The sequence below is a fragment of the Algoriphagus kandeliae genome (assembly GCF_004571135.1).
Taxonomy (GTDB): domain Bacteria; phylum Bacteroidota; class Bacteroidia; order Cytophagales; family Cyclobacteriaceae; genus Algoriphagus; species Algoriphagus kandeliae.
The window spans coordinates 142,408-167,674 of the sequence record NZ_SPSB01000002.1 but is presented as its reverse complement, the minus strand read 5'-3'; the positions used below and the strand labels follow the sequence as shown (position 1 = coordinate 167,674).

Genomic DNA, 25,267 nt, shown 5'->3' with positions numbered 1-25,267 from the left:
AAAATTTCAAATTTTTATATAAAAGCGGTTGGAAATCCCTAGAAGTACCTGCTACTTTATAGGATAAATGATGTTCTGACCGAATAAGCTATGCCCATCGATCCCAAACAGAAAACAAAAGTTTACTGGAAGAAGAATTTACAAACCTTGGTAGTTCTGCTACTGATCTGGTTTTTGGTCTCTTTTGGCTGTGGAATTTTATGGGTAGAAGAACTCAATTCCATTCAACTTGGAGGATTTAAATTGGGCTTTTGGTTTGCTCAGCAAGGGTCGATTTATGTCTTTGTCCTGCTGATTTTTGCCTATGTGTATTGGATGAATCGGCTCGATCGGAAGTTTGATGTGGATGAAGAATAAAGCTGATTGAAATGGAAATTCTAACCTGGACATACATACTCGTAGGCCTGACATTCGCTCTGTACATTGGAATTGCGATTTGGTCACGTGCCGGCTCAACAAAGGAATTTTACGTTGCGGGTGGAGGAGTTTCTCCCCTCGCCAATGGAATGGCTACTGCGGCAGACTGGATGTCGGCGGCTTCTTTTATCTCTATGGCGGGTTTGATCGCTTTTGCCGGATATGATGGTTCTGTCTATTTGATGGGCTGGACTGGAGGCTATGTGCTTCTAGCTCTTTTATTGGCTCCTTACCTTCGGAAATTCGGGAAATTTACGGTTCCTGACTTTGTGGGAGATCGCTACTATTCCAACACCGCACGGGTGGTAGCGGTAATTTGTGCCTTGTTTATCTCCTTTGTCTACGTCGCTGGACAAATGCGCGGAGTGGGAATTGTCTTCTCCCGATACTTGGAAGTCCCTATCGAGTGGGGCGTGGTGATCGGGATGATCATCGTGTTTTTCTATGCGGTTTTGGGAGGCATGAAGGGAATTACCTACACCCAAGTTGCCCAATATTGCGTGCTCATCTTCGCTTACATGGTTCCTGCCATTTTCATTTCCATGCAATTGACCGGGAATCCTATTCCACAATTGGGTTTTGGAGGAGAAGTGGAGGCAGGAGTATCCTTGCTGGACAAATTGGATGGCGTGCTGGACGATTTGGGTTTTGCCGCTTACACGGACGGTAGAAAGAGCATGACCGATATGTTCATGATCACCTTGGCCCTGATGGTCGGAACGGCAGGTTTACCACATGTCATTGTGAGGTTCTTTACGGTTCCACGGGTGAAAGATGCTCGGCTTTCAGCGGGATATGCCTTGGTATTCATTGCTATTTTGTACACAACTGCCCCGGCGGTCGCAGCTTTTGGGATTTATAATGCCATCAATAGTACCTCTGAAAAACCCGTTTCCGAATTACCCACTTGGGTCCAAACTTGGCAGAAAACCAACCTGATCCAGGTGGATGATAAAAATGGGGATGGAATCGTTCAATACCTTCCCGATCCTAATCAAAATGAGCTGCAGATTGATAAGGATATTATGGTTTTGGCCAGTCCTGAGATCGCCGAACTTCCAAATTGGGTGGTCGGTCTTGTGGCTGCAGGTGCAATGGCTGCGGCCTTATCCACAGCAGCAGGATTGCTTTTGGTAATTTCGACCTCCGTATCTCGAGATTTATTTAAGACTTTCCGCCCGGAAATCACCGAGAAGAAAGAGTTGATGATTGCACGAATAGCCGCAGCCGGAGCGGTGATTTTGGCGGGTTATTTCGGGGTTAATCCACCTGGATTTGTGGCTCAAGTCGTGGCATTTGCTTTTGGATTGGCAGCTGCATCCTTTTTTCCTGTTATCCTATTGGGTATCTTTTCTTCTCGAATCAATAAAGAAGGGGCTATTTCCGGCATGTTGGTCGGATTGGTCTTTACCTTAGGCTATATTACCTATTTCAAATTCATCAGCCCCGAGCTGAATACCGCCAAATATTGGTGGTTTGGTGTATCACCAGAGGGAATTGGCTCGATTGGGATGATTTTGAATTTTATCGTTTGTGTAGTGGTGTCACGGTTTACGCCTGCACCACCGGCGTCCATTCAGGAAATGATCGAAGAAATCCGAATTCCTCGGGGAGCGGGCAAAGCGATTGACCATTGATTGATTTCTATTTTAATAACAATAAACCTTTTGAACCATGAGTGACCGATTACATACCCTAAGCGGCTATTTATACGAGTACCAAAAAAGCGTTAGCCAGCCAGAGGAATTTTGGGCCCGGATCGCAGATTCCTTTTTCTGGAGGAAAAGATGGTCTAAGGTCTTGGACTGGAATTTCGAAAAGCCAGATGTCAAGTGGTTTACAGATGGAAAATTAAATATTACAGAGAATATTTTCGAACGGCAGCTTTTTACCCATGCTGATCAGCCTGCCATTATTTGGGAGCCTAATGACCCTGATGAAACAGGAAGGACGCTGACTTATCGGGAATTGTATGAGGAGGTCTGTCGATTTGCCAATGTGCTGAAATCAAAAGGAATTCAAAAAGGTGATCGGGTGATTATCTACATGCCCATGGTGCCTGAAGCAGCTGTCGCTATGTTAGCTTGTGCCCGAATTGGCGCTATTCATTCTGTCGTTTTTGCCGGTTTCAGCGCATCCGCATTGGCAGATCGAATCCAAGATTGCAAAGCAAAAGCGGTTTTGACTTCGGATGGAAATTTCAGAGGAAACAAAAAAATCCCAGTAAAGGCAGTTGTCGATGAATCCCTAAATAAAGCTTCCGTAGAGACCGTAATTGTTTATAAGCGCACCGGGCAGGAAGTTACCATGAAAGAGGGGCGTGACTATTGGTGGCATGAATTGGTAGAGGGCCAATCCACCAAAAACCAGGCTGAGGTGATGGATTCTGAGGATATGCTCTTTATTCTGTACACATCCGGATCCACGGGAAAGCCTAAAGGAGTGGTCCATACCACTGGAGGATATATGGTGTATACCAAGTATTCCTTCGAAAATGTCTTCCAATATTCTCCGGGAGATATTTATTGGTGTACCGCTGATATCGGATGGATTACCGGTCATTCTTACATTGTTTATGGGCCTCTTTTAGCCGGGGCTACCTCCCTCATGTTTGAGGGCGTGCCGACCTATCCCAATCCGGGAAGATTCTGGCAGATTGTTGAAAAGCACAAAGTCAATCAATTCTATACTGCCCCAACAGCAATTCGAGCACTTCAGGCCTTTGGAACTGAGCCGGTAGAAGGTTATGATTTGAGTTCCTTGAAAGTCTTAGGATCTGTAGGTGAGCCCATCAACGAGGAAGCATGGCATTGGTATCACACGCATATTGGAAAAGGCAAATGTCCCATCGTAGATACTTGGTGGCAGACTGAGACAGGTGGAATTATGGTTTCGCCTTTGGCGGGAATTACACCTACCAAACCCGCCTATGCTACGCTACCTCTTCCGGGTATTCAGCTTTGCATCGTGGATGCTGATGGAAAAGAGCTTACGGGAAATGGTGTTGAGGGAAATCTTTGTATCAAATTCCCTTGGCCGTCTATGATTCGCACAACATACGGAGATCATGACCGATGTAGGAAAACTTATTTTTCTACCTATAAGGGAATGTATTTTACCGGAGATGGCGTGAAGCGGGATCATGATGGCTATTACCGAATTCTCGGACGTGTGGATGACGTGATCAATGTTTCCGGTCACCGAATGGGCACTGCTGAGGTAGAAAATGCCATCAACGAGCATCCTTTGGTGATTGAATCTGCGGTAGTGGGCTATCCTCACGAAGTCAAAGGTCAGGGAATCTATGCTTATGTGATCTGCGATATGAAAAACCGAACGGAGGAGAATCTGGTCAATGAAATCAAGGATACAGTTTCCAAGATTATTGGTCCGATTGCCAAGCCAGATAAGATTCAGATTGTACCAGGATTGCCAAAAACCCGTTCAGGAAAAATTATGCGTAGAATTCTCCGAAAAGTGGCAGAGGGAATCACTGAAAATATGGGTGATACCAGTACGTTACTTGATCCGGAAGTAGTCAATCAGATTATTCAGGGAAGGAAATAACAAATCAAGGGGCTGGTTTTCTAGCTCCTTTTTTAGTCTTTTGGAGAAGAATCTTCCTCCTCTGCCTCAAGCTCGATGGAAGAAACAATTGAATCTGGCGAGTCCATTTCCTGCTTGTAAAAATTATGAACCCCAACCATAAAAGCGACAATCAAGGCCCATAAGAGCCTTCTAATTGGTCGGATGAATTGGGAAAATGATTTCATTTAAATAATTTGAATCATTTCAAGTACAAAAAGTTAACCAAATAAATTTTTGCCAGTTTGGCAGAAAAAATTCCAAAATACCCTCTTTCCTTTTCCAATGAGTAATGTCATCATCAATCGCGTGGCAGAGTTTCTTCGGAGACACCCTCCTTTTTCTTTTTTGGAGGAAGAAGATTTGTTAGGAATTGCCTGTTCGGTTGAGATCAGTTATTTGGCTAAGAATGAAGTCCTTTTCCGCAAAGGAGAGCCGGCAAATCCCCATTTTTTTATTCTTAAAGAAGGACAGATTCTCCTTCAGGAGGAGGGAGAAATCCGGGAATATTGTGATGTAGGGGATCTTTTTGGGGTATTGGCATTGCTTGGTAAAAGACCCTATGTGTTGGATGCCTTAGCTGGAGAAAACTCCCTGGTTTATGCAGTTCCGGTCGAAGAGTTTGAAAAGCTTCTCGAAAAGAATCCAAAGGTTTCCTTGTATTTCGCTGCCGGGTTTGCTGCTGGTCAGGTAGTTTTTCGTACGGATTTGGGCCAAGGACAAAAAGCTAGGGAGGTCTTTGGCCGAAAAGAACAGGACCATTCACTATTGATTTTTTCAGGTCAGAGTACCATTCAAATCTCCAAAAATGTTCTTACCTGTAAAACTTCAGATTCGGTGCAAGAAGCTGCCAATCGAATGGATAAAAAGCAGGTAAGCAGCATTGTGATTTGCGATGAATCTAACTTTCCTATTGGCATACTTACAGACAAAGATTTGCGAAGTAAGGTTTTGGCAAAGGGACTTTCTCCTAGCCTGCCTGTTTCGGAGATTATGTCTTCTCCTGTTATCACCAAAAAACCGGATAGTGATTTTGCAGAGTTATATCTCAGCATGATCAAGAATCGGCTTCATCACTTGGTCTTGACAGAAGATGGAACACCAAAAAGTCGGGTTTGTGGGATTTTTTCGGATCATGATGTGCTGCTTTCCATGGGAAATTCTCCGGCTGTTTTGATTCATGCCCTGATCAATGCAAAAAGCAGTGAAGAAATGGGGCAGATTCGGGATCGAGCCGAAACCATGCTTCGCTATTATTTAGAGAATGAAGTTTCTATGGATTTCGTGGCAGGAGTGATGACCGAAATCAATGATGTCATCATTCAACAGGCGATTGAAGAAGGACAAAAACAATTACTTCCAGATTTTCCAGAAATGGAAGCTGTTCCCTTTGCTTTTTTGTCCATGGGGTCAGAAGGTAGAGAAGAACAGCTTTTGCGAACAGATCAAGACAATGCTTTAGTCTACGGAGATGTGCCTGAAAAGCTGAAAGAAAAAGCGAAAGATTACTTCCTACAGCTAGGAACTTACGTTGTGGAGACCCTTTTGACTTGTGGCTTTGCTTCCTGTCCGGGAGAAATCATGGCTTCCAACCCCAAATGGGTTTTGCCAATATCGTCTTGGAAGGCACAATTTTCCGAATGGATTCTCCATCCAAGCCCGGAAGCCTTGATGAAATCTTCCATCTTTTTTGATTTCCGGGTAGTGAAAGGAAGCCGATCTTTGGGTGATGACTTGAGTAATCACATCTTTGATGAGATCAAGAAAAAGCCGATTTTCCTTAATTTCCTTGCACAGAATGCCTTACAAAATCCTCCTCCTTTGGGCTTTTTCCGCAATTTTTTGGTGGAGAAATCAGGAGAGCATCGCGATCAATTTGACATAAAAGCGCGAGCAATGTTGCCTTTGACGGACTTAGCTCGTTTGCTCATTTTATACCATGGAATTCCAGGAGTCAACAATACCTTCAAGCGCTTTGAAAAATTGGCAGAAGTAGAACCGAACTACAAGGATTTGTTTACTCAGGCTGCTAAAGCCTATGAAATATTGATGCGAATGCGTGCTTTGGAGGGCTTGCAGCAAAATTCCAGTGGGCGATTTATTGCTCCGGAAAAATTGGGCAAAATCCAGCGTCATTTGCTTAAAAATTCCTTTGCTCCGATTCAGGAGCTACAGGAAATCGTTCAGGTTCGTTTTCAATTGGACTATTTTCGATCATGAGTTGGTGGCCCTTTCGATCTGAATCCAAGAAGCAGGATTTTGTGGAGGAATACCTTCGACTTTTTGAAAAGCCTATTCCCGGTATCCGAAAGATCACGCAATTGGATTTTGTGGTTTTGGATACGGAAACCACAGGTTTGGACCCCAAAAATGACTATGTGATTTCCTTTGGTGGCATCAAGATCCAAAAGGGAAAAATCCTAGTAGAAACTGCTATTGAATGGTATCCGGAATCCCCGAAAGAAGGGGCCGATACCGCTATGATTCACGGATTAGTGAATCGGGAAAATCTCCTTAGGCCTAAGGTCTTTTCTGAAAAGCTATTGGAATACATAGGGCCATCCATTTTGGTGGGGCATCACTTGAATTTTGATCTGGAAATGCTCCAAAAGATAGGAAGCTCCTCGGGGCTTAAGAATTTTAGAAATCCAAGTCTTGATACCTTGGAATTAGCGGTTCGATTGGAGCATGGACCTCATGTGAATTGGCAGGAGATTCCTATGAAGGAATACAGCTTGGATGCTCTTTGTGAGCGCTATCAAATTCCAAGCGATGATCGTCATACGGCCGGAGGCGATGCTTTTTTGACAGCTCAGCTTTTATTGAAATTGTTGAAAGTGGCTGAGAAAAAAGGAATAGTCAACTATCAGCAATTATTTCGTTGATTATTTCCAACTCACCTCTATTTCCCCATTTGCCTGAATATGAATTTGCAATTGATCTTTCAAAGGATAAAACCCTTCAGGGCTCAATGATAAATTTTTGACCTTGAGATCCGCTAAAGGAGTTTGTAAACTCAGTCTCTCCGAAAAGGATTGGGAAGTAGAAAGAAGTAATTCTTCCAGAGGAAAAACCGCCTCTGCTTCTATTCTTCGGATAATTTTTCCCTTTTTCAAAGCAACAGCCCATTTGGCTTTGGCATTATCACTGATCAGTTTAAAGTTGAGATCGGATACTTTTAATTCCTGTAATCGAGCATCGAATTCAGGCTTACCCACCACAAAAAGCGCTCCCTCAATTTCTTCCCCATTATTTCGAATAGCCTTGAAGTCCATTTCAATTTTGAGCAATTCTCCAAAAGCACCTGTTTTAAAATTCGACAGCTCCATCAAGGTCTTCCGGTCCACGCGAACGGTTTTATTTCCCAAAAAACTTTCCAGTTCCTGATCGATAGTAGAATAGTCAATACTTAAAGGAAGTAATGCCTGAAGTAGGTTTTCATCCGAAGGGTTTGGACTCAAATTTGGTAGGGGAAAGGCACGCGAAGGCAGCGCATCTGAAGGATGGGTTTGGATGGTTCCATTGAGTCCCAAGCGCAAGGCGAGTTGGTTTTCTTCAGAGAAAAACTCTTCAAAATTGACTTCTTGAGGTTGAATGGAAAATCCAAGTTCCTGTCCTTCCCAACTTACCGAAAAGGGTTTTCCCACCTGCTCCCAAAGTAAATTGACCCAAGGTTTCAACGGGGCCAATTCATGGTTTGGTCCTAAGTTTTGGGCCGCCCATTGATTGATCTGTTTTTCAAGGGTACCTGATAGGTCAACCCCCATTCCCAGCACCTCCAACTTCAATTCACCTCCAAGGTCCAAAAGCTCAAAATCTTCTAGGTATAGGGACCAATTTTCCTTGACTTCTGGGTTTATCAAGAAGGAAGGAGCCAGTTCTCGATTAATGGGTACCCTTCGACGAAATAAATTTCCCAAGCCTCCTTGCTGTAAACCAAATTCACCTTCAATTTGCAAAGGGACTGTTAATTTCAAGCGCTCATCATCCAAAGAAGCCCATTGGATTTTTCCATTTCGGCGAATTTCCAAGTCTCCTTCTATTCCATTTCCAAACTGCATATTTTCCTCTTGAACCAGGGTTTGGGGAACTTGAGAATTGATCAGCCGATCCATGGTTTTTGCAGGCATTTGTGTGGCTAGGTTCACTTGAGAATTTGCAGGAGGAACGACCGGACTGGGACCAGGAGAAGTAATATCCAGGCTTTTGCAGGAAAAAAACAAAAACAGGGAACTAAATAAGTAAAGGGTGTATTTTTGCAAATGAGTTGCGTTTGAATTATCCATGTATCGACTCTTGGCTGTATAGAAAAGCTGAGACTAAAATTAAGATCATAACGTATGAATTGGCAAAAACTGACCCAAGTTGAGCAAATAGAAGAAATAAAGCGTCAAAGTAAGGATAGGCCTGTTCTGATTTTTAAGCATAGTACGCGTTGCTCTATCAGTAGTATGTCCTTGGATCGGCTTGCTTGGAATTGGCGAAGTGAGGATGATGAAAAAGTCACTTCCTATTTTTTAGACTTGATTTCCTATCGAGACCTTTCTAATCAGGTGGCTAAAGAGTTTGGTGTGCCCCATCAGTCCCCTCAGGTTATTTTAGTGAAGAATGAGCAAGTGGTTTTTGATGACAGCCATTTTGGAATCTCCTATCAGGCAATTATGAGCAAAATTTGAGTGAAAACCACATTAGAATTTTGCCATTTATCCTTCAAATTCTCCATTCTTATTTTTTAGTAAATCCGATTTAAACCTTCCCCTTTGTCAATGAGTCAAAGAAGCTGAACTTTGTCTTTCTATGAAAAACTATTCAGTATTCTTTTTGTTGGTTTTCAGCTTATTAGCAGCGCAACCTGTTTTAGCGCAACGAAACCAAAGTGGAGACCGTCCCGAACGAAAACTTACCGGCATCGTCATGGACGGCACTATCAATAAGCCCATGGTGGGGGCCAATGTACAAATCAAAACCCTAGCAGATTCACTTCTTCGGGGAACTGTCACAGACGGACAGGGAAAATTTGAACTTGTGCGGCCTGATATTCCTCAAGTGAAAATAGAAATCACCTTTATAGGCTATCAAAAAATTTCCAAAGTCCACAGTTTTCGTGACCCTAACGATCTAGGGACCTTTGTGCTTCAGGAAGACACCAAAGAACTTGGAGAAGTCCTGATTGAGGGACAAGTTCCAGTTGGAGAGCAGCGAGGAGATACGACTTCCTTTAATGCCAATGCCTTCAAAACCATGGAAAATGCACAGGCAGAAGATTTGATTCGAAAAATGCCAGGAATCACCATGCAGGGTGGGCAGCTGCAAGCCCAAGGGGAAGCAGTTCAACGAGTCTTGGTGGATGGAAGAGAATTCTTCGGTTCAGATCCTAGCATTGCCTTAAGAAATCTACCTGCCGATGCGATCGAGCGAGTAGAAGTTTTGGATCAACGCTCCGACCAAAGCCGGTTGACTGGGTTTGACGATGGAAATTATACCAAGACGATTAATATCATTCTTAGAGAGGATCGCAAAAACGGCCAATTTGGAAGGGTCTATGCAGGCTATGGTACCGATGACCGCTATTCGGCTGGAGGTAGCCTTAACTTCTTCAGTGGAGATAGGCGTTTTTCGATCCTGGGTTTGACTAACAATGTCAATCAGCAAAACTTTTCCTCTCAAGACTTGGCAGGAGTTACAGCCAATTCCTCAGGAGGAGGAAGAGGTGGATTCCGTGGAGGCGGTGGCCGATGGGGTGGAGGAAATAACAATTTCTTCGTCGGAAATGATATCGGTATCATTCAGACCAATGCCATTGGCCTCAATTACAGTGATAAGTGGGGTAAAAAGGTCAATGTGACAGGAAGTTATTTCTTCAATAATACTAATAATACCCTTCAGCAAATCACGAATGAAGAGCGGATTATCTCTGAAACGCAAAGCCAGTTTTATCAGGAAAATCTGATCAATAGTGTGGATAATTACAACCACCGAGCAAATGCGAGAATTGAGGCAGATTTGAATGAAAAGAATAGCATTATCATTACTCCGAGTCTGTCATTCCAGAATAATAAAACCTTCAGTGATCGGGATGCATTGACTTTGGGAAATGAAGGGGATTCGCTTTCTGCCCTTCGATCCATTTCGGATGCAGAAACCAAGGCATTTAATGTGTCAAACAATATCACTTATCGCTATAAATTCGACAAACCAAGAAGAACACTTTCTACAGATATCTCTACCACTTGGAATAATCGTGACCAATTGTCTGATTTGACGGCGGCGAGTAGGGATTACAATAGAAATTTATTGGATACCACCATTCAGAGGACAGACGCCTTGAATGATGGATTCAATTATCGGGTGAATGTTACTTTGACCGAGCCTTTGGGTGAGAAAGCTATGGGTACATTTGGTTACCAAGTAGCCAACAATAAGACTATGGCGGATCAGAAAACCCGAGTTTTCAATGAGGAAAATCTTCCTGTTTTGGATACTGCCTTGAGTAATGAGTTTAACAACAAATTCATCACCCAACGACTACGAAGTGGTTATGCTTATAATAATAATGGCTACAGCATCAACCTGAATTTGGATTATCAGTTTGCCCGATTGGACAATGAGGCATTCTTCCCAACTGAGGGTGTTTTCAAGCGAGATTTCAACAATATCCTTCCTAGTGCAAATATCAATTTCAGAAATCGGGAGACAGGATTTTCTTGGAGAATCCGATATCGAACAGATACGGATGAGCCAAGTGTAAGCGAGCTTCAAAATGTGATCAATAACCAAAACCCACTCAATTTACGGGTAGGTAATCCGAGTCTTGGACAAAGTTATAATCACAATATCTTCGCCAACATCGCCAAGGTGAATCTCGAGAAATCCAAGACTTTCTTCACCTTCATCAACTATTCGGCAACGAGCAATTTTATTGGTAATAGCACTTTTGTTGCAACACAGGACACCTTGATCAATGGTGAGGTACTCCTTCGTCCGGGTGGTCAGATTTCTCAGCCTGTCAATTTGGATGGTAACTGGAGAGTTCGTGCGTTTGCGACCTATGGGATGCCAATTCCTAAGCTCAAGTTGCAATTCAACACAAATACCCGATTGGGCTTCAACCGTACTCCAGGCTTGATTAATGGAGAGAAAAATATCAACGATAACATTGACATTAGTCAGGGTATTACCATCAGCTCCAATATCAGTAAGAATGTGGATTTCTCGGTAAGCACGACTGGTACATATACTATTGTTAACTCCAGTCTGCAAGCCAACTTAGATCAAAACTATTACATCCAAGAGTCTAACATTCGCTTGTATTTCTCTCCAAACAATGGAAAGCTTTTCGTTGGAAACAACATTAACAACATGTTGTATAGTGGGCTTTCAGAAGGGTTTGATCAGTCGGTTTGGCTATGGAATATAGAAGGCGGCTTCCGCTTTGCGAAGAATAACAAGGCCGAATTAAAGGTTGTGATCTTCGATCTGCTAAACCAAAATAACAGCATTAGCAGAACGATTTCCGATGTGGCTATAACTGATGTGTTTACTAATGTCTTGACCCGCTATGGAATGCTCACCTTCACCTATATCATTGGTAACTTCAAGGAGCCAGAACCAGATGATAGCCCATGGAGAAGAATGCGTCCGGGAGGAGGAAGAACCTGGTAATAATCCGAAAATCATTAAAATAGAAGTAGCTCAGGTTGAAAAATCTGGGCTATTTTCTTTTTCAAGAGGAACTTCTGCTTTTTACACCTCTTCAAAAACTTAAAAATTGTAGCTTTGTGGCTTTAGAAAGGAAATATCCATGCATCAGGAAAAAATTGAAGCGATAAAAGCTGCCATCGCGGCGGCTGATGCCCAAAATGCAGATGAGTTAGAGGCCTATCGAATGAAGTTCATCTCCAAAAAAAGTGTGGTAGGTGAACTTTTCGCTGCCATGGGTCAAATTCCCAATGAAGAGAAACGTGCTTACGGCCAATTGGTCAACAGCGTAAAGCAACTCGCAGAAGCTAAGTTCCAGGAGCTTATTGAGAAGGTAAATACTGCCAATAAAAAAGCAAAATCAGCTGATCTGGATTTGACACTTCCTCCTTCCAATCATGCGATTGGGGGAATCCATCCATTGACTGCTACCCGTCAGCGCATCATTGAGATTTTTGAACGCATCGGATTCAATCTTTCTGAAGGCCCGGAAATCGAAGACGACTGGCATAATTTCACGGCTTTGAATTTCCCAGAAAATCACCCTGCGCGAGAAATGCAGGATACCTTCTTTATCGAGAAGAATCCGGATATCGCGCTTCGGACACACACCTCTTCGGTGCAGGTTCGGGTGATGGAAAATCAAAAACCACCGATCCGAACGCTTTCCCCGGGTAGAGTGTACCGGAATGAAGCTATCTCTGCCCGTGCTCACTGTATTTTCCACCAAGTGGAAGGATTATATGTGGATGAAAATGTAGGTTTTGCGGATTTGAAGAACACGCTTTATCACTTCGCCAAGGAAATGTTTGGCAAAGGTACCAAAGTGCGTTTCCGCCCTTCTTTCTTCCCTTTTACCGAACCAAGTGCAGAGATTGATATTTCTTGTCTGCTATGTGGAGGAGCAGGCTGTAATGTTTGTAAAGGAACAGGCTGGGTCGAAATAGGAGGTTCTGGAATGGTAGATCCTCATGTCTTAGAAAATTGTGGTATCGATTCCAAAAAGTATACGGGCTTTGCTTTCGGAATGGGTATTGAACGAATTGCCATGCTGAAGTATCAGATCAAGGATTTACGCTTGTTTACCGAAAATGATGTCCGGTTTTTAAAGCAGTTTCGATCGATTCTTTAGAGCTTAAATTCAGCATAAACTATCAATCCCCGCTTGATTCAAACAGGCGGGGATTTTTCTTTTTTGGTTTTTGAATATGGTTTATCCTAAGTTGATCAGCTAGGATTTTTCCTTAAATCGTCTATTTTGCATTAGGGTTAATTATTGAAACCCACTGAAAAATAACCTTCTAGCGCTATGAAAAAGATTTTTTTGATGGCATTGATCGGCAGCGTACTTCTAAGCTGCAGCCAGAAAAATCAAGAAGTTGAAGAGCAGGAAAACCCTGCTGAAATTGTCGCTGAATCACCTGATGAGTCGCAATCATCTGTTTTTGGAAACTATGTCGATGAGGGCTATGCACAACGCGATCAAGGGTATGATTGGGTATCAGTAGCAGTCAAGCCCGGAAAGGATGGTAGCATTTCCATTTCCGTACGATCTAGAGCCGATCGAAAAAAACCAACCTGTACCTATGACACCAAAGCCTACCCCTTATCCGAAAATCAATACTCAAGCTATCAGGATGGGAAGCAGATTGTTTTTTCTTTTCAGGATGGAAGCCTTCAAATATCCACAGAGAATGCAGCAGATAACGGAATTTTATACTTCTTCTGTAGTGGAGGGGCGACGCTGGAAGGAACATATCAAAAGATTGATGGAGTTTTAGACGCGGACCAAATTGACCCTACGCTTTTTTCCAAAGTGTTAAATCTTCAAGGAATAGGCTTCAATGTGACTTCAGTAAAGGAGGAAGATGCGACCAAGTTAACGGTCTTTACTTTTGGTTTGAAAGAGCAGGAATATAATGAATCCTTTGACCTGGTTGGGGAACAAGTTGTGGATGCTGAAGTAGAAGACCTAGATTCGGATGGCTCCCCGGAATTGATGGTTTACACAGTTTCAGATGGAAGCGGTAGCTATGGGAATGTGTATGGTTTCTCAGTAAACAATCTAAAATCCATGAGTCAGGTGTATTTTCCCCCCACTTCTGAAAACCCAGATATCAGTCAGGGCTATATGGGACATGATGAATTTGCTTTGGTTGAAACTCGCCTTGTTCAGCGATTTCCTATCTATTTGGAAGGCGATTCCAATTCAAATCCTACAGGGGGGATACGACAAGTTTCATACAAACTGATTCCCGGTGAGGCGATGAAAAAGTTTGATGTTGATCAGGTTAATGCATTTGAAAAATAAACAATGAAATCACTATTTAATGACCGCTATTCTCTTCTTATCATATTCTTAGGAATTATTGCCGCAGGCTTTGTTCATTGGCCAATTCCTTATAAGGAGGTCATTATTTCTAGCCAGCCATATATTTTGAAGATGGGGATTGCTGGTATTGTTGTTGGAGTGATTGGTGGAATATTAAAAAAGAAAGCACCTCTCAACACTGCTGTACTAGTTTCCCTTGGTTTTGCACTTGCAATCTTTTTCCGAGTGGTTTATGATTCTTTTGCATTAGGACCTACCTATCATAACCTTTGGCCCTTTGAGATTTTATTTATTGAAATAATTGCCTTCCCTTCTTCCTTATTGGGAGCTGGAGTAATGAGCTTGATTAACAAGTTCATCATTAAAAATTAGACCATCGTAAAACCTTGTTAAAGAAAAAAATAGCCTGTGGATCGATTAACCACAGGCTATTTTATTAACTCGGTTTTTGTGACGTCCACCTTCGAAATCTGTAGTAAGGAAGGTTTCCACCATATTTTCGGTATCTTGAAAATTGACAAATCTCGCAGGTATTGCGATTACATTGGCATTGTTGTGTCGTCTAGCCAAGGAAGCTAAAGCAGTATTCCAGCAAAGAGCAGCACGAATTCCCTGATGTTTGTTTGCTGTCATAGCTACGCCGTTTCCGCTTCCACAAATTACAATTCCTTGGTCAAACTCTCCCTTTTCGATCGCAGTACAAAGGGGATGAACATAATCTGGATAGTCTACCGAAGCATCAGAGAAAGGACCAAAATCCTTCACCTCATATCCCTGCTTTTTGAGCTTTTCGACTAACATTTCCTTGTACTCAAAGCCGGCATGGTCCCCGCCGATTGCAATTCTCTTCGCCATGTGTGTATAAGTTTTAATCGTTTTCTTCTTCTCTTTCCCGCTCGTATTCAGCTTCCTTCAATGCTCGTTTCTTTTCTAGTCGCTTTGCAATGTTGATTCCTGCTTCATAAAGCACCAAAATAGGCATTGCAATAAGCAATTGGCTGATCACGTCAGGAGGAGTAATGACTGCTGCCAAAACCAAAATCACGACAATCGCATGACGCCGGTAAGTTCGCAGCATTCCTGATGTTACCAATCCTGACATGGAGAGGAAATAAATGACCACAGGAAGTTGGAACATAATGGCCGAAGCCAAAACCAACATGGTCAATGTAGTAACATATGATGTAATGTCAAATTCATTCAGAATGGAAGGGTCCAACTGGTAGTTGGATAAGAAGTTGATAGAAAGCGGCGAAAGGATGTAATATCCGAATGCTGCTCCCAAGAAGAAAAGCAAACTCACAAAGAATACTGCTCCACGGGCAGCTTGCTTTTCCTGGTCATAGAGTCCCGGACTGATAAATCGCCAAACTTCCCAAAAAACATAAGGAAAGGCGACAATGAATCCCACCACAAAACTGGATGTCATGTGCATGGAAAACTGCCCGGTCATCTGACGGCTTTGTATGGTGAAGGGAAGTTCATCAATGCAAAGAGCCGGCATATTTACAAAGCTGGACAAATCACAAAGAACCCGATAGGTAAAGAAGTCTATCTTCGAAGGCCCAAGGATAACCATGCCGAATACAATGCTCTTGGCTAAGAATGCAATGACTGAAAAGATCAGAATGGCTGCTATGGACCGCAATAAATGCCAGCGCAAGGCCTCCAAATGATCTAGGAAGGACATTCCTTCCTCTTCTTCTTGATATTGGTCTAATGCCACTTTACTAGGTACAGATTAGTATAAAGGAAATTGAACCATCCATTCATTCACTTCAGCTCGGATTTGATTCAAGACTGCCTCATCGGAATGATTCATCAAGGCCCGGTCAATCAATCCAACAATTTTGCGCATATCGTCCTCTTTAAGACCTCTTGTCGTCACCGCTGGGGTGCCTACGCGCATTCCGGAAGTCACAAATGGGGATCTATTATCAAAAGGAACCATGTTTTTATTGATGGTGATATCTACTTTGCCTAGGGTTTCTTCTGCGAGTTTTCCAGTAATATCCTTGTTTCGAAGATCAATCAGCATCAAGTGATTATCGGTTCCTCCTGAGATCAACTTATATCCCAACTTGACAAATTCATCTGCCATCACTGCCGCATTCTTCTTCACCTGGACGATGTAATGCATGTATTCGTCAGAAAGTGCTTCTTGGAAAGCTACTGCTTTAGCGGCGATGATGTGCTCCAATGGACCACCTTGAGTACCCGGGAAAACGCCCATATCAAGGAGAGAAGACATTTTTCGGATTTCACCTTTTGGTGTGGTCAAGCCCCATGGATTATCAAAATCTTCGCGCATCATAATCAAACCCCCTCTTGGACCACGCAAAGTCTTGTGTGTGGTGGTGGTTACAATATGACAATATTCCAAAGGATCATTCAAAAGCCCTCTTGCAATCAATCCTGATGGATGGGAAATATCGGCTAGCAAAATAGCATCCACTTGATCAGCAATATCCCGAAGTCGTTCATAATCCCAATCCCTTGAATAAGCTGAAGCTCCGCAGATAATCATTTTGGGCTTTACTGTCAGGGCTTTTTCTTCAACCTTGTCATAGTTGATGACTCCGGTTTCTTCTTCAACACCATAAAAATGTGCATCATAAAGCTTACCAGAGAAATTCACTGGAGAACCATGCGTCAAGTGTCCTCCATGTGCTAGATCAAACCCAAGAATAGCATCACCGGGATTTAGACAGGCAAGCATCACAGCAGCATTTGCCTGAGCCCCTGAATGAGGCTGCACATTAGCCCAAGATGCACCGAAGAGTTCTTTTGCCCGGTCAATTGCGATTTGCTCGATCTCATCTACTACTTCACAACCTCCATAGTAACGCTTCTTAGGAAGTCCTTCCGCATATTTATTCGTTAATACACTTCCTGCAGCTTCCATGACTTGCTTGCTGGTGAAATTTTCAGAAGCAATCAATTCAATGCCTCGCTTTTGTCTGTCTTCTTCTTTGTTGATGAGGTCAAATACAACCGTATCTCTTTTCATATTCAAGGGGTTTGAAAGCCTAGCTGTACCAAAAAACAGAAAAGGCCTATGCTAAATGAAGTCCAAAAATAGCCCGAAAGTACCTATTATCCAATGTAGAAAGGAATTGAAATTTGAGGAATGAAAAAGGTGAATTTTCCTAATTTCGGGAAATGATAGATTTTAAATTTCGACCTGCTACTTACTTCTCTGAAGATACCAATTCGGCTCTTTTGGTACGCTTACACTATCCCGAAAGTCAATGGGGAGAGCAGATCAGTATTTATGCCCATGAAATTGATCGGATGATTCAACTCGAGGCAGTCGATTTTTATGGAAATGACTATATGCTTTACCCATCCAAAGTTGATGAGCCCATGACTCTGGAGGATTTGATCTATTTGATCGAAGGAATGCAGGTCAATCAAGATTCCTGGGACGGAAGAATGGAATTGGTGTTGGATGGAATCCCTGAGGCGAGTAGTTCCTTTTACCCGGATCTTGAAAAATACTTTTCAGAAAAGCGGAAAAACTTCGGTTTGGATTAGAAATCCAAATGTTCTTGTCGTTGGTTTCTCAAACCTTGATTCCGAAACCAGTATTCATAAGTTTCGAATTGTAGACAATCCTTCAAAAGTATTCCTTGATAGGTGAGGTTCTTTAATGAACCGGATGGGAGCCAAGACTTCAGCTTTTTGGCCTGCTCGCTTTGTAGCTGGGATAATTGTATCCAGTATTTATTGTCGATAAGGATAGGTATTAGTTTTTTCATAAGCCATTTTCCTTTCGGTAAAAGTATCCTGATTATCAGCCTGCTACAATGATGCCAAATTATTTTTATGTTAATAAAACCTGAGTTTTTATCTTTCCCTTATGATCGGGGCTTTCCTTGCTTTTTTGTTTTTGGTACTTGGGCTAATTGGCCAGCGTAGACCCGGATTTCCTGTTGAAAAAGCAATAAAATGGGTGAATAGTTACCTGTTTAATTTAGTGCTTCCTGCCATCGCTCTTTTGTATATTCCTAGCATTGAACCTAGTTGGGAGTTACTGATTCCGGTATCGGCCGCCTGGTTGACCTTTTTCCTTTCTTGGTTGATTTTTGGGATTTTGGGGAGAATCTTGGGCTGGAGCCCTCAGGTTACAGGTTGTCTATCAATTGTAGCCGGTTTGGCCAATACCTCATTTTTGGGTTTCCCGGTTGTAGAAGCACTTTATGGAATTGAGGGATTACCCATTGCCTTATTGATGGATCAAGGGGGTTCATTTCTATTGGTTTCATCTATGGCTATTATCATTGGTTCGATCTATAGTCACCAGTCCGGAGATTACCGGCAAATCCCTTGGAAAATATTGAAGTTCCCGCCCTTTGGATTTTTGATTGGAACCCTGATTATGAGTCTTGTGGGGCTGAAAACGCCTGAATTCCTGCTTCCATTCCTAACTTTAATTGGGAAGTCCATGGCTCCGATGGCCCTTTTGGCTATTGGTTTACGTTTTCGGGTGGAGCGAGCTGATTTGAAGTCTCTTTATTTTTGGGCGGGACTTGGATACCGATTGCTTCTGGCTCCGGCATTAATCTATATCCTCTACCGAAATTTCATGGATGCAGAGGGGTTGACTTTCAAAGTGACCGTTTTGGAGTCTGCCATGGCACCGATGATTACGGGCTCGATCGTGGCAATCAATTATAATTTGGCGCCGCGATTAGCGGCTTTGCTTTCTGGTTTGGGGATGGTGGTTTCACTAGTCACCTTGGGGTGCTGGTATTTTTTCCTAGGCTGACCAAATCCTATTAAGTTCCTCTAGGAATTCTTGATGAATGATGGAATTGGTGGCGACAATCTGTCTTCCAAAAATGTAATCTGAGCCTCCTGAAAAATCCGTGACCTTCCCTCCTGCTTCTTGGACAATCAAGGAACCTGCTGCCACATCATAAGAGTTTAAGTTGTATTCAAAAAATCCTTCGATTCTACCCATAGCTACATAAGCTAAATCAACCGCTGCAGAACCAAAGCGACGAAGTCCATGTGTGCTTTGCATCAGGGATTTCAATGCAGCTAGGTATTTATCTATCTGTTCAAAATTATAGTAAGGAAAGCCTGTAGCTATCAGGGAAGCTGCTAGGTTCGGCGCTTTACTAACATGGATTGGAGTTTCATTGCAAAAAGCTCCTCCTCCTTTGACTGCATAGAAGCATTCGTGGAGGTTGATTTCGTAAACCACACCTAGAATAACTTCATCCCGCTCCATCAAGGCGATACTTACGGAGAATATCGGCAAACCATGAATAAAATTGGTAGTGCCATCCAGCGGATCAATGACCCAATTGTATACCTCAGCTCTTGTCGAGTTTGTTCCCTCTTCGGTTATAAAACCTGCCTCTGGAAATAGCTCACTTAGCTGCTCGACGATTCTTCGCTCAGCCTCTTTGTCCACATAGGAAACCAAGTCATTGAATCCTTTGTGCTCGACTTTTTGCACATCGAAATGTTGTCGCTCTTTTCGGATAAAGGCACCAACAGACTTGGCTATTTCTTGGGTTTGCTCTAACAGTAGCTGGAGTTTTTCTTGACTGAGCATGGGTAATTCGGTTTTAAAAGTAAGGGTGGAAAAAGATGTGGGGTCTCAATCCCGATATTTTTTAGATCGTTTTTCCTGTTTTTCTTCTCTTGATTCCTTCCTTTCAGGTTTGCCGGCAACAGTGAGTACTATTTCCCCTTTCAATGGATTTGTCTCATAATAAGCGATCAACTCTTCTAAGGTTCCTCGGACATTTTCCTCGTGGATTTTTGTCAATTCACGAGAAACACAGGCTTGTCTGTCCGCACCAAAAGCTTCCGCAAGCTGCTCTAAGGTCTTGATTAAGCGATGAGGAGATTCATAAAAAACCATCGTCCTAGGTTCATCCACCAAGGAATCAATCCGGGTTTTACGGCCTTTTTTATGTGGAAGAAATCCTTCAAAGACGAATCGGTCGTTAGGTAAACCTGAATTGACCAATGCTGGCACAAAAGCAGTAGGGCCAGGAAGACTTTGAACCGCTAATCCAGCCGCTATTACTTCTCTCACCAGTAGGAATCCGGGGTCTGAGATTGCTGGCGTCCCAGCATCTGAAACCAGAGCAAAAACTTCTCCTCTCCTCATTCGCTCTACCAACTTTTCCACAGCTTTGTGTTCGTTGAAAATATGGTAGGATTGAAGGGAATTGGAAATTTCAAGATGCTTGAGCAGCATTCCCGTGGTTCGTGTATCTTCGGCTAAGATCACATCCACCGATTGGAGGATCTCTAGGGCCCGAAGGGTGATGTCCTTGAGATTTCCAATCGGTGTTGGAACCAGATACAAACTGATGGGAAGTGATTCGCTCATGCTAGGATAGCATCGATAGCTTTTGCTAGTTGATGATCTTTTTCAGTTACCGTATTTCCCGCATCATGTGTAGTCAGTTCGATCTCAACTGTATTATACACATTACTCCAATTAGGATGATGCTGCTGAGCTTCTGCCAAAAAGGCCACTCGAGTCATGAAGGCAAATGCCTCTTGGAAATCCTTGAAGGTAAAGGTTTTTTTGAGTCGATTATTTTCTTCTTTCCACATCAGCTAGAAATTTTAAAGTGAAATTACTCCCTCTATGGAAGAGGCTTTTTCATAGTAATTGATGATTTCATCGGCACTGTGTACCATCACTTGAATCGTGGTGCTCACGTATTTTCCTCCAGAGCTTGCTTTTAGGCTCATCTCATTTTTTGGGAAGATCGCACCTATTTCATTTTCCCGTCCATTCGGGACAATGAATTTAAACATATAAAGCATGGGAAATTCTCCATGTGCCTCGAGCTTTTCTTTGAAAGTCTCTTTGCTAAAGGGCTTCTGTAACATTTTCTACCTTTCGAATTTTAATTCTAAAAAGAAACCCATGCCGAGTGACATGGGTTCCAATTTGGTTGTTTAGAAGTATTTGTATCGGTAGTCCTTGACATCTGCGAGATCTTCCAGCGCCATCATGACTTGATAAGAAACCCGTTGCGCACCGCTTTGAGCCAGCTGTGCCTGATAAATGGTGTAATCAGCAATATCTGCCGCTGGAGTTAGCGTATTCAATTTACCAACAATGATTCCAATGTCTTCTTGAATAGGCTTGGTAATTCCTCCTTCAGAAAGTCCAAAAATCGCTCCCACAGCCTTAGGCGCAAATCCGATTCCAGGAATTACTGAAGAGCTCAATTTCAAGTCAGGAATTTCGTTCAGGGAAGCATCATCACCATAGACAGCTTTCATCTCCTCCAAAGTGCTCTTTCCAGCAAGTGCTTCCATAATCAAGGCAGCCTTCTTGTCATTTCGAACTTGACCTTCCACTTGATCTCTTACATCTGCCAAGGTAGTCTCTTCTTCTTCTTTCTTACTCACCAAAGTCGCTACGATGTAAGCGTTTTCTAATTCGAATACTGGAGAAACTTCACCTTCAGTAGCCTCAGCAAAAGCCCATCGGATAATTTCGCGGGCATTTTGAAGATTGTTTAGGTTTCTGGATGTAGCATCTACATTGTTTGCTTGAAGTACTCGGTAATTTTGGTCTACAGCATTTTCAGTGAACTCATTTCTGTTACCGGACTCAGCAGCGAAAGAATCAGCATTTCTGAATGCTTCATTTCTAGTAGCATCAGAAGCGATCAATTCTTTCTGAAGTACTGCGATTTTGGTGTACTCGGTTTTAGGAAGGTCAGTTACTTCAATGATGTGGTATCCATATTCGGTTTCTACCAAATTTGGCAACAAACCAGTTGTTCTTCGTGCATAGGTAGCTTCTGCGAATTCGTCCACAAATTCTTCTTTAGCAAACCATCCCAAATCACCACCAGTTTGTGAAGTTCCATCCTGACCGTAATTACGAGCAGCAGTAGCGAAATCACCACCGTTTTTTAAGTCCTGAAGAACTTCTTCTGCCTGCGCTTTTACATCGGCCTTAGCAGCATCGGCCAAACCTTCTGTGCTAAACAAAATGTGAGAAGCTCTCATGCGAGGAGTTCCTTCGTATTTGTCAGAAACTTTGAAGCTGATATAAGTAGAATTCGCAGTGACGAAAGGACCATAAGTTTCGCCTTCCACAAATTCAGATACATTTCGAGTCAAATCCTCCGGAAACTCATCTCCAGGGCGGAAAGTGTAAAATGCAGGACGTAAGTCAGAGTTTCTGTTTACAAAAACAGAGTCATTGTCGGCATTTTTCAATTCTTCTGTCAATTGAGTGATTTCCTCAATCACAGCAGCAGAGTCAGCACTGCTAGGAAGAATAGAGAAGTTTACATATTCAATGTTTGCAGTATTTCCGGTTTGGAATTTCTCCTTATTATCTCTTAGATATGCTTCCATCTCAGATTCACTAACTGAAATAGCAGTGTCTGGAATAGCATAGTAAGGCACGAAAAGGATAGAGGCTTCAGCAATGGTATTTGCTGCTTTGTATTCCATTTTGCCTTCTGCAGAAGTAGCATACTCAGAAGTAGACAGTAAGTTGTCATACTTGATTCGAAGGCGAGACTCTGCGAAAAGTTGTTCCTGTTGAGCCCAGAAAGCCTGCTGAGCTGGGTCAGCGGTCTCCAATGACTGAAGAAATGCAATCAACTGGGTTTTGTCAAACAGACCGGTTTGTGGGTTGATCAATTGCTGTCTGAGTTCAGGGACGATGTTTTTACCCTGTACCATATCCACCAATTCCTCTGGAGAGATGGTCATTCCCAGCTTTTCGTATTCTTCGTCGAATACTTTTTCAACGATCATGGCCTGCCAAGCCTGCTCCCGAACGGTAAACATTTCCACTTCAGAAGGAGCTCTTCCAGTTCGCTGCTGATAAGCAATGCGGAATTCTTCCACCTTATCAACATACTCTTGGTAGGTGATTTCTTCACCAGCAATTTCACCCACTACAGGGTTGTTTGATCCCAATAAAGTGGAGTTAGGACTTAGCAAATCCCCACCCAAAAGGAATAGAATCAACCCGCCGGCAATTACACCGATTGCGAGACCTGTCCGCTGTCTTATTTCTTTAATTAACGCCATTAGATTTAGTACACTTTTTTAGAAGAGACGCAAAATAATAGCATTGCGAACGATTTTCAAAATATATTCTGAATCAAAGCCTTATCTAAAAAGTTGTAGATGGGTTGATTTTCAGGCGTAGAGAGTCGATGCGATGCTCTTGTTTGGAGACGATTGTAAAAGTAAAGGGGCCTATTGTCACGGACTCCCCTTTTTTTGGAAGATTTTCGGTGTAGGATAAAATCAACCCCGAGAGGGTTTCATAGTCTCCAACAGGAAGATTCCACTCATATTTATCATTCAAATAATCAATTTCATGTCGGGCACTCAGCAAATATTCCTGATCGGAGATTTTTTGTTCGATCAAATCATCGCTATCGTACTCATCCTCGATTTCCCCGAAAATTTCCTCAATAATATCTTCCATAGACACAATTCCGCTGGTTCCGCCAAATTCATCTACTACCAAAGCCAAGCTTTTTCGCTCTTGAATAAATTGGATTAATAATTCATTCGCCAATGCTGATTCAGGCACAATAATGATGGGAGTGAGGATTTCTTCAATGGTCTTAGGTTTTTTGAAAAGCTCCAGCTGATGGCAATAGCCGATTACATCATCAATGGTTTCTCGATAAACAATGATTTTGGAATGGCCACTTTCAGCAAAAACCTCTTTCAGTTCTTCGACCGTGTCCTCTACTTCAACAGCAACAATATCAGTTCGAGGAATCATACATTCCCTTACGCGAATAGTTTTGAATTCTACCGCATTGTCAAAAATCTTGGTGTCAATCTCCGCATTACCTTCTGAGCGGTCTTGGTAAAGATGGTTTTGGATAAAGCTGTTTAAGTCCGTTACGGTAAAAACCGGTTTGTCTTCACTGTATTCGAGACGTAAAACTTTGGTGATGAAAAATCGGGAAAGACCTACTACTGCCCAAACCACCGGATACATCACGTAGTAAATCATCAGAAAAGGAACTGCAAAAAAGTGAAGCATCCTGTTGGGGTTAAGCATGAAGACACTTTTTGGCAAAAATTCAGCAGTCACTAAGACAATCAAAGTGGAGATGAGGGTTTGTAAAATGAGGACTACCCCTTCTTGATTAAAACCTTCCGGAAGCCAATTTGCAAGGGGTTCTTCCAAGAGAAAGGCCATAAAAGTACCGTAAAGCACCAAGGAAATGGTGTTTCCCATTAGGGTGGTCCCAATGAATTGACCGGGGCGTTGCACGAAGCTGCTCAGGATTTTTCCGCTTAAAGCACCTTGCTTACTCTGAAGTTCAATTTGGAGTTTGTTGGCAGAAATGTAGGCGATTTCTATTCCTGAGAATAGGGCCGAAAACAGCAGGGTAATGATAACGTAAATCAAGTAGCTTGTTTCCATAGCCTATCGCTTATTCTTTTTGCTTTTTGGAGCTGAATTTTCATTCTCTTCTGCCCGCTTAGTTTTTCGATATTGAAACCAAAATAGCAAGGCTACCGCAAACATAAAAATGGTATAAGAGAAGCCAATACCAACCGTTAGCGTTTGGTGGATGCCTATGATTATCAAAGCCAAAGCAAGGGAAAGAATTAAAACGTCTGCAAGTTTCATAAGCCTTCACCGGGAAGAAGCGTGCGGCTATCCCGGACATTTTTTAGCGTGTAATTAGTAAAGCTTTCATCGGCTACCATTCCTGTTCCGTTGAAAAGGGTTTGCTTATCTCGTACCGTTACGAATGTTTCCGTATAAATAATCTTTTTTGTTGGGTCCCAATACAACTCTTCAGCCTGTAAACTTTGGTCCTCCAGCATATTGATTACTTGCACATCTCCAACACCTCGATAAAGATTATCCTTTTTGTTAAAATAGCCCTTATCCGCTCGTAAAGTTGTACTTAGGGTTCCGTCTTTTTCATAGAATTGGATTTCCACACCTTCAGGAAACTCCATGTCTCCTTCCAGATACTCATATTGCTTGGGAGCTCTGATTTCGGATCGGATTATAGCAGAGTCGGATTGAACTACATGGATATTGGAAGCTATGTTAACGGGGCCCTCATAGACCTGTAGTGCTTTAGCATCCACATCCTCCCTGCAGGAAGTAGTAGCCCAGCTAAAAAGAAGTAATACAAAAACAATTATTCTATTCACAGCACAAAGATACGGGAAAAGCCTAGATGAGTTCCAACAAAAAAAGGCAGCCCGAAGACTGCCTTTAAATAT

26 protein-coding genes are annotated in these 25,267 nt (G+C 42.5%); 12 read left to right on the top strand and 14 right to left on the bottom strand.

What is annotated here, in order from left to right; all coding sequences use genetic code 11:
• Positions 1-90 precede the first annotated feature (90 nt).
• From E4S40_RS05275 to acs, 3 genes are read left to right on the top strand one after another with little or no spacing between them, the layout of a single operon-like run.
• Complete coding sequence (locus tag E4S40_RS05275) at positions 91-357, top strand: DUF4212 domain-containing protein (protein WP_135071914.1); 267 nt, start codon at positions 91-93, stop codon at positions 355-357.
• Positions 358-368: 11 nt separating this feature from the next.
• On the top strand, positions 369-2,054 hold the full coding sequence (locus E4S40_RS05270; protein WP_135071912.1) for a sodium:solute symporter family protein: 1,686 nt from the start codon (positions 369-371) through the stop codon (positions 2,052-2,054).
• A 37-nt stretch (positions 2,055-2,091) separates the two neighbouring features.
• Positions 2,092-3,984, top strand: coding sequence for an acetate--CoA ligase (gene acs / locus E4S40_RS05265; protein ID WP_135071910.1), 1,893 nt, complete (start codon positions 2,092-2,094; stop codon positions 3,982-3,984).
• 32 nt (positions 3,985-4,016) lie between these two features.
• Here acs and E4S40_RS17150 read toward each other — a convergent pair whose 3' ends face one another.
• A complete protein-coding gene (locus E4S40_RS17150) occupies positions 4,017-4,190 on the bottom strand; it encodes a hypothetical protein (RefSeq protein ID WP_202615339.1) in 174 nt (57 codons plus the stop codon).
• A 97-nt stretch (positions 4,191-4,287) separates the two neighbouring features.
• On the opposite strand from E4S40_RS17150, the gene E4S40_RS05260 reads away from it, so the two are divergent.
• Both E4S40_RS05260 and E4S40_RS05255 read left to right on the top strand, forming a co-directional pair.
• Positions 4,288-6,222, top strand: a complete 1,935-nt coding sequence (locus E4S40_RS05260) for a DUF294 nucleotidyltransferase-like domain-containing protein (protein WP_135071908.1) — start codon at positions 4,288-4,290, stop codon at positions 6,220-6,222.
• Positions 6,219-6,887, top strand: coding sequence for a 3'-5' exonuclease (locus E4S40_RS05255; RefSeq protein ID WP_135071906.1), 669 nt, complete (start codon positions 6,219-6,221; stop codon positions 6,885-6,887). Before E4S40_RS05260 ends, E4S40_RS05255 begins: the two co-directional genes overlap by 4 nt.
• Here the strand turns inward: E4S40_RS05255 and E4S40_RS05250 are convergent, their stop codons facing one another.
• Positions 6,888-8,288 (bottom strand): DUF4403 family protein, encoded by a 1,401-nt coding sequence (locus E4S40_RS05250; protein WP_135071904.1) that lies wholly within the window; start codon positions 8,286-8,288, stop codon positions 6,888-6,890.
• Positions 8,289-8,342: 54 nt separating this feature from the next.
• On the opposite strand from E4S40_RS05250, the gene ytxJ reads away from it, so the two are divergent.
• The 5 genes from ytxJ to E4S40_RS05225 all read left to right on the top strand — a co-directional run bounded on the left by ytxJ (position 8,343) and on the right by E4S40_RS05225 (position 14,404).
• Positions 8,343-8,678 (top strand): bacillithiol system redox-active protein YtxJ, encoded by a 336-nt coding sequence (gene ytxJ / locus E4S40_RS05245; protein ID WP_135071902.1) that lies wholly within the window; start codon positions 8,343-8,345, stop codon positions 8,676-8,678.
• A gap of 121 nt (positions 8,679-8,799) precedes the next feature.
• A complete protein-coding gene (locus E4S40_RS05240) occupies positions 8,800-11,664 on the top strand; it encodes an outer membrane beta-barrel protein (protein ID WP_135071900.1) in 2,865 nt (954 codons plus the stop codon).
• Positions 11,665-11,803: 139 nt separating this feature from the next.
• Positions 11,804-12,832, top strand: a complete 1,029-nt coding sequence (gene pheS / locus E4S40_RS05235; protein WP_135071898.1) for a phenylalanine--tRNA ligase subunit alpha — start codon at positions 11,804-11,806, stop codon at positions 12,830-12,832.
• A 177-nt stretch (positions 12,833-13,009) separates the two neighbouring features.
• Positions 13,010-14,011 (top strand): hypothetical protein, encoded by a 1,002-nt coding sequence (locus E4S40_RS05230; protein ID WP_135071896.1) that lies wholly within the window; start codon positions 13,010-13,012, stop codon positions 14,009-14,011.
• A gap of 3 nt (positions 14,012-14,014) precedes the next feature.
• The gene (locus E4S40_RS05225) at positions 14,015-14,404 is read left to right on the top strand and encodes a hypothetical protein (RefSeq protein ID WP_135071894.1); all 390 of its coding nucleotides are present in this window, start codon (positions 14,015-14,017) and stop codon (positions 14,402-14,404) included.
• Positions 14,405-14,449: 45 nt separating this feature from the next.
• On the opposite strand, the gene rpiB is transcribed toward E4S40_RS05225, so the two are convergent.
• From rpiB to glyA, 3 genes are read right to left on the bottom strand one after another with little or no spacing between them, the layout of a single operon-like run.
• On the bottom strand, positions 14,450-14,887 hold the full coding sequence (rpiB, locus tag E4S40_RS05220; RefSeq protein WP_135071892.1) for a ribose 5-phosphate isomerase B: 438 nt from the start codon (positions 14,885-14,887) through the stop codon (positions 14,450-14,452).
• A 13-nt stretch (positions 14,888-14,900) separates the two neighbouring features.
• Positions 14,901-15,758, bottom strand: a complete 858-nt coding sequence (gene tatC / locus E4S40_RS05215; RefSeq protein ID WP_135071890.1) for a twin-arginine translocase subunit TatC — start codon at positions 15,756-15,758, stop codon at positions 14,901-14,903.
• Positions 15,759-15,773: 15 nt separating this feature from the next.
• Entirely contained in the window at positions 15,774-17,042 is a 1,269-nt protein-coding gene (gene glyA, locus E4S40_RS05210; RefSeq protein WP_135071888.1) for a serine hydroxymethyltransferase, read from the bottom strand.
• Between the two features lie 152 nt (positions 17,043-17,194).
• Between glyA and E4S40_RS05205 the strand changes: the two genes are divergently transcribed.
• Entirely contained in the window at positions 17,195-17,569 is a 375-nt protein-coding gene (locus E4S40_RS05205; protein ID WP_135071886.1) for a UDP-glucuronosyltransferase, read from the top strand.
• Here the strand turns inward: E4S40_RS05205 and E4S40_RS05200 are convergent.
• On the bottom strand, positions 17,566-17,793 hold the full coding sequence (locus tag E4S40_RS05200; RefSeq protein ID WP_135071884.1) for a hypothetical protein: 228 nt from the start codon (positions 17,791-17,793) through the stop codon (positions 17,566-17,568). The genes E4S40_RS05205 and E4S40_RS05200 overlap by 4 nt on opposite strands.
• A gap of 101 nt (positions 17,794-17,894) precedes the next feature.
• Between E4S40_RS05200 and E4S40_RS05195 the strand changes: the two genes are divergently transcribed.
• On the top strand, positions 17,895-18,803 hold the full coding sequence (locus tag E4S40_RS05195) for an AEC family transporter (protein WP_135071882.1): 909 nt from the start codon (positions 17,895-17,897) through the stop codon (positions 18,801-18,803).
• On the opposite strand, the gene E4S40_RS05190 is transcribed toward E4S40_RS05195, so the two are convergent.
• From E4S40_RS05190 to lptC, 8 genes are all read right to left on the bottom strand, one after another.
• Positions 18,795-19,601 (bottom strand): inositol monophosphatase family protein, encoded by an 807-nt coding sequence (locus E4S40_RS05190; protein ID WP_135071880.1) that lies wholly within the window; start codon positions 19,599-19,601, stop codon positions 18,795-18,797. The two genes, E4S40_RS05195 and E4S40_RS05190, sit on opposite strands and share 9 nt — an antisense overlap.
• 45 nt (positions 19,602-19,646) lie before the next feature.
• Positions 19,647-20,390, bottom strand: a complete 744-nt coding sequence (rsmI, locus tag E4S40_RS05185) for a 16S rRNA (cytidine(1402)-2'-O)-methyltransferase (protein ID WP_135071878.1) — start codon at positions 20,388-20,390, stop codon at positions 19,647-19,649.
• On the bottom strand, positions 20,387-20,620 hold the full coding sequence (locus tag E4S40_RS05180) for a 4a-hydroxytetrahydrobiopterin dehydratase (RefSeq protein ID WP_135071876.1): 234 nt from the start codon (positions 20,618-20,620) through the stop codon (positions 20,387-20,389). The genes rsmI and E4S40_RS05180 overlap by 4 nt, the downstream gene beginning before the upstream one ends.
• Positions 20,621-20,632: 12 nt before the next feature.
• Positions 20,633-20,902, bottom strand: coding sequence for a DUF493 domain-containing protein (locus E4S40_RS05175; protein ID WP_135071874.1), 270 nt, complete (start codon positions 20,900-20,902; stop codon positions 20,633-20,635).
• Positions 20,903-20,971: 69 nt separating this feature from the next.
• Positions 20,972-23,080, bottom strand: coding sequence for a peptidylprolyl isomerase (locus tag E4S40_RS05170; RefSeq protein ID WP_135071872.1), 2,109 nt, complete (start codon positions 23,078-23,080; stop codon positions 20,972-20,974).
• A gap of 85 nt (positions 23,081-23,165) precedes the next feature.
• Positions 23,166-24,446, bottom strand: a complete 1,281-nt coding sequence (locus tag E4S40_RS05165) for a hemolysin family protein (RefSeq protein ID WP_135071870.1) — start codon at positions 24,444-24,446, stop codon at positions 23,166-23,168.
• 3 nt (positions 24,447-24,449) lie between these two features.
• The gene (locus E4S40_RS05160; protein ID WP_135071868.1) at positions 24,450-24,656 is read right to left on the bottom strand and encodes a hypothetical protein; all 207 of its coding nucleotides are present in this window, start codon (positions 24,654-24,656) and stop codon (positions 24,450-24,452) included.
• Positions 24,653-25,195: an LPS export ABC transporter periplasmic protein LptC gene (lptC, locus tag E4S40_RS05155; protein ID WP_237563134.1), complete on the bottom strand. Its 543-nt coding sequence runs from the start codon at positions 25,193-25,195 to the stop codon at positions 24,653-24,655. Before lptC ends, E4S40_RS05160 begins: the two co-directional genes overlap by 4 nt.
• Positions 25,196-25,267 lie beyond the last annotated feature (72 nt).

What these genes read in the sequence shown, in the direction of transcription:
- E4S40_RS05255 (WP_135071906.1), top strand. Translation starts at nt 6,219, where the DNA reads ATGAGTTGGTGGCCCTTTCGATCTGAATCCAAGAAGCAGGATTTTGTG.
- pheS (WP_135071898.1), top strand. Translation starts at nt 11,804, where the DNA reads ATGCATCAGGAAAAAATTGAAGCGATAAAAGCTGCCATCGCGGCGGCT.
- E4S40_RS05190 (WP_135071880.1), bottom strand. Translation starts at nt 19,601, where the DNA reads ATGCTCAGTCAAGAAAAACTCCAGCTACTGTTAGAGCAAACCCAAGAA.
- E4S40_RS05175 (WP_135071874.1), bottom strand. Translation starts at nt 20,902, where the DNA reads ATGTTACAGAAGCCCTTTAGCAAAGAGACTTTCAAAGAAAAGCTCGAG.
- E4S40_RS05180 (WP_135071876.1), bottom strand. Translation starts at nt 20,620, where the DNA reads ATGTGGAAAGAAGAAAATAATCGACTCAAAAAAACCTTTACCTTCAAG.
- E4S40_RS05160 (WP_135071868.1), bottom strand. Translation starts at nt 24,656, where the DNA reads ATGAAACTTGCAGACGTTTTAATTCTTTCCCTTGCTTTGGCTTTGATA.
- E4S40_RS05250 (WP_135071904.1), bottom strand. Translation starts at nt 8,288, where the DNA reads ATGGATAATTCAAACGCAACTCATTTGCAAAAATACACCCTTTACTTA.
- E4S40_RS17150 (WP_202615339.1), bottom strand. Translation starts at nt 4,190, where the DNA reads ATGAAATCATTTTCCCAATTCATCCGACCAATTAGAAGGCTCTTATGG.
- E4S40_RS05225 (WP_135071894.1), top strand. Translation starts at nt 14,015, where the DNA reads ATGAAATCACTATTTAATGACCGCTATTCTCTTCTTATCATATTCTTA.
- E4S40_RS05230 (WP_135071896.1), top strand. Translation starts at nt 13,010, where the DNA reads ATGAAAAAGATTTTTTTGATGGCATTGATCGGCAGCGTACTTCTAAGC.
- E4S40_RS05240 (WP_135071900.1), top strand. Translation starts at nt 8,800, where the DNA reads ATGAAAAACTATTCAGTATTCTTTTTGTTGGTTTTCAGCTTATTAGCA.
- ytxJ (WP_135071902.1), top strand. Translation starts at nt 8,343, where the DNA reads ATGAATTGGCAAAAACTGACCCAAGTTGAGCAAATAGAAGAAATAAAG.
- E4S40_RS05165 (WP_135071870.1), bottom strand. Translation starts at nt 24,446, where the DNA reads ATGGAAACAAGCTACTTGATTTACGTTATCATTACCCTGCTGTTTTCG.
- E4S40_RS05205 (WP_135071886.1), top strand. Translation starts at nt 17,195, where the DNA reads ATGATAGATTTTAAATTTCGACCTGCTACTTACTTCTCTGAAGATACC.
- glyA (WP_135071888.1), bottom strand. Translation starts at nt 17,042, where the DNA reads ATGAAAAGAGATACGGTTGTATTTGACCTCATCAACAAAGAAGAAGAC.
- rsmI (WP_135071878.1), bottom strand. Translation starts at nt 20,390, where the DNA reads ATGAGCGAATCACTTCCCATCAGTTTGTATCTGGTTCCAACACCGATT.
- E4S40_RS05260 (WP_135071908.1), top strand. Translation starts at nt 4,288, where the DNA reads ATGAGTAATGTCATCATCAATCGCGTGGCAGAGTTTCTTCGGAGACAC.
- E4S40_RS05270 (WP_135071912.1), top strand. Translation starts at nt 369, where the DNA reads ATGGAAATTCTAACCTGGACATACATACTCGTAGGCCTGACATTCGCT.
- E4S40_RS05170 (WP_135071872.1), bottom strand. Translation starts at nt 23,080, where the DNA reads ATGGCGTTAATTAAAGAAATAAGACAGCGGACAGGTCTCGCAATCGGT.
- E4S40_RS05275 (WP_135071914.1), top strand. Translation starts at nt 91, where the DNA reads ATGCCCATCGATCCCAAACAGAAAACAAAAGTTTACTGGAAGAAGAAT.
- E4S40_RS05200 (WP_135071884.1), bottom strand. Translation starts at nt 17,793, where the DNA reads ATGAAAAAACTAATACCTATCCTTATCGACAATAAATACTGGATACAA.
- acs (WP_135071910.1), top strand. Translation starts at nt 2,092, where the DNA reads ATGAGTGACCGATTACATACCCTAAGCGGCTATTTATACGAGTACCAA.
- rpiB (WP_135071892.1), bottom strand. Translation starts at nt 14,887, where the DNA reads ATGGCGAAGAGAATTGCAATCGGCGGGGACCATGCCGGCTTTGAGTAC.
- E4S40_RS05195 (WP_135071882.1), top strand. Translation starts at nt 17,895, where the DNA reads ATGATCGGGGCTTTCCTTGCTTTTTTGTTTTTGGTACTTGGGCTAATT.